Source organism: Trinickia sp., assembly GCF_051954495.1.
In the GTDB taxonomy this organism is placed as follows: Bacteria; Pseudomonadota; Gammaproteobacteria; order Burkholderiales; family Burkholderiaceae; genus Trinickia.
On the sequence record NZ_JBQCHR010000175.1, the window covers coordinates 1 to 2885 of the forward strand.

At 65.5% G+C, this 2885-nt stretch carries 3 protein-coding genes and 1 pseudogene; all 4 read left to right on the forward strand.

The genetic code is table 11. The features are described 5' to 3' along the window. A partial coding sequence (mreB, locus tag ACTHNR_RS24455) for a rod shape-determining protein MreB (RefSeq protein WP_440550997.1) occupies window positions 1-607 on the forward strand: 607 nt, incomplete at its 5' end. Window positions 608-708: 101 nt separating this feature from the next. Then, the gene (gene mreC, locus ACTHNR_RS24460) at window positions 709-1812 is read left to right on the forward strand and encodes a rod shape-determining protein MreC (protein ID WP_440550998.1); all 1104 of its coding nucleotides are present in this window, start codon (window positions 709-711) and stop codon (window positions 1810-1812) included. Then, on the forward strand, window positions 1809-2321 hold the full coding sequence (mreD, locus tag ACTHNR_RS24465) for a rod shape-determining protein MreD (RefSeq protein ID WP_440551000.1): 513 nt from the start codon (window positions 1809-1811) through the stop codon (window positions 2319-2321). Before mreC ends, mreD begins: the two co-directional genes overlap by 4 nt. 22 nt (window positions 2322-2343) lie before the next feature. Next, window positions 2344-2885: pseudogene (locus tag ACTHNR_RS24470) on the forward strand (penicillin-binding protein 2); the annotation flags it as partial.

The following is a 2885-nucleotide window of genomic DNA, read 5'->3' on the forward strand; positions in this document are numbered from 1 at the left end:
GGCGGCCGCGATCGGCGCGGGCCTGCCGGTATCGGAAGCCACGGGCTCGATGGTCGTCGATATCGGCGGCGGCACGACCGAGGTCGGCGTCATCTCGCTGGGCGGCATCGTCTATAAAGGCTCCGTGCGCGTTGGCGGCGACAAGTTCGACGAAGCCATCGTCAACTATATCCGCCGCAACTACGGCATGCTGATCGGCGAGCAAACGGCCGAAGCGATCAAGAAGGAAATCGGCTCGGCGTTCCCGGGCTCGGAAGTCAAGGAAATGGAAGTGAAGGGGCGCAATCTGTCGGAAGGCATTCCGCGCAGCTTCACGATCTCGAGCAACGAAATTCTCGAAGCGCTGACCGATCCGCTCAACCAGATCGTCTCCTCGGTCAAAATCGCACTCGAACAAACGCCGCCCGAACTCGGCGCGGATATCGCCGAACGCGGCATGATGCTCACGGGCGGCGGCGCGCTGCTGCGCGATCTCGATCGCCTGCTTGCCGAGGAAACGGGTCTGCCCGTTCTGGTGGCCGAGGATCCGCTCACCTGCGTCGTGCGCGGCTCCGGCATGGCGCTCGAGCGGATGGACAAGCTCGGCAGCATCTTCTCGTACGAGTGACATTGCCCGTGAAGCAGGCGCGCACCGCTCGCTCGTTGCCGATCGAGCGCTGATGCGCGCCCTGTCGACACTCGCCAACGTTCACGCTTTCGGCGTCGACCATGGAATACAGTCCGCCGCCTCTGTTTAAGCAAGGCCCATCCGCGCTCGCGCGGCTCATCTTTTTCGTCGTTCTTTCGCTCGTGCTGCTCGTCTCCGACGCACGATTCAAGACGCTCGAGATCGTGCGCGCCGTGCTCGACGCGGGGCTTTATCCGCTGCAGCGCGTCGCGCTTTTGCCGCGCGACCTCGCGCTGGGCGCGGCCGAGTTCGCCGTCTCGAACAACACGCTGCGGCGCGAGAATCAAACGCTCTCCGCCAAGAATCTGCAGCTGTCGCTAAAAGCCAACCAAGTCGCCACGCTCTCCGCCGAGAACGCTCACCTGCGGGCCCTGCTCGATCTATCGCGCAACGCCGCCACGCAATCGATACCGGCCGAAGTGCAGTACGGCATGCGCGATCCGTTCACGCAAAAGGTCGTCATCGGCCGCGGCTCGCAGCAAGGCGTGCAGAACGGCTCGCCCGTCGTCAGCGAAGACGGCATGGTCGGACAGGTCACGCGCGTGTTCCCGCTGCAGTCGGAGGTCACGCTGCTCACGGACAAGGACGAGGCCGTGCCCGTCGAAATCGTGCGCACCGGCCTGCGCAGCGTCGTCTACGGTACGCCGGTCGGCGACACGCTCGAGTTGCGTTTCGTACCGATCAGCGCCGATGTCGTCGCGGGCGACGAACTCGTGACGAGCGGGCTCGACGGCGTCTATCCGCAAGGGTTGCCCGTCGCCAAGGTCGTGCGTGTCGACAAGCAGGCCGATACGGCGTTCGCCCGCGTCGTCTGCGCGCCGGTGGCGGCGGTGCGCGGTGCGCGCGACGTGCTCGTGCTCCACTACCGCAGCGACGCGCCGCCGCGCCCGGAAGAGATCGCGCCTACGCCGCAGGCCAAGGATGCCAAGGACGCCAAGGGCAAGAAAGCTGCGAAAGGCGCCGAGAAACCGGCGGACAAGAACGAGGACAAGAGCGCGGAAAAGGGCGGCAAAGCCGGCGGCTCCACGGCCGAAAAACCGGCCGAGAAGCCAGGCGAGAAGCCGGCCGCGAACGCGGCCGAAAAGTCCGGCGCGAAAGTTCAAGCCGCGAGCGCGCCTCGCGCCGCATCGGGAGCCGCGCGATGAATCGTCCGCAGTACATCCTGCTGCCGGTGAACCCGTACTTCATCGCCTTCAGCCTGGCCGCCGCGTTCTTGCTGAACCTGATGCCGTGGGGGCGGCTCATCGGCGTGCCCGATTTCGTGGCGCTCGTCCTACTATTTTGGAACGTCCACCAGCCGCGCAAGGTGGGCATGGGCATCGCATTCTTCCTCGGCCTCTTGATGGACGTGCACGATGCGAGCCTGCTCGGCGAGCATGCGCTCGCTTACACGTTGCTCTCGTACGGCGCTATTACGATCCACCGGCGCGTATTGTGGATGCCGCGAGGCGTGCAAGTCTTCGCCGTCGCGCCGCTGCTCGTCGTGGCGCAGCTCGTGCCGTTCATCACGCGCTTGTTGACCGGCGCGGCGTTCCCCGGCTGGGGGCAACTCGTGCACGGGTTCGTCGAGGCGGCGCTGTGGCCGCTCGCCTGTTCGCTGCTGCTGATGCCGCAGCGCCGCCCGGCCGATCCGGACGACACGCGGCCCATTTGAGCGCGCCCACCGGCGCCGACGCATGACCGAATTCAAAAACACCCAGCAGCAGCTCATGAAGTTCCGCTTTCGCGTCGCGGCGGCGGGGCTGTTCGTGCTCGTCTGCTTCGGGCTGCTCGTGGTGCGCTTCCTGTTTCTGCAGGTCTGGCACTACAGCAAGTACTCGCTGCAAGCCGACGAAAACCGGATTTCGGTCGCGCCGATCGTACCCAATCGCGGCATCATCACCGATCGCAACGGCGTCGTGCTGGCGCGCAACTATTCGGCGTATACGCTCGAAATCACGCCGTCCAAGCTCGACGATTCGCTCGAGCACGTGATCGACAAGCTGTCGAGCGTCATCACGATCGATGCACGCGACCGGCGGCGCTTCAAGAAGCTGCTGGAGGACTCGAAGAATTTCGAGAGCTTGCCGATCCGCACGCGGCTGACCGACGAGGAAGTCGCGCGCTTCACGGCGCAGCGCTTCCGCTTCCCCGGGGTCGACGTGCGCGCCCGGCTGTTCCGCCAATATCCGCTCGGTACGACGGCCGCTCACGTCATCGGCTATATCGGCCGCATCTC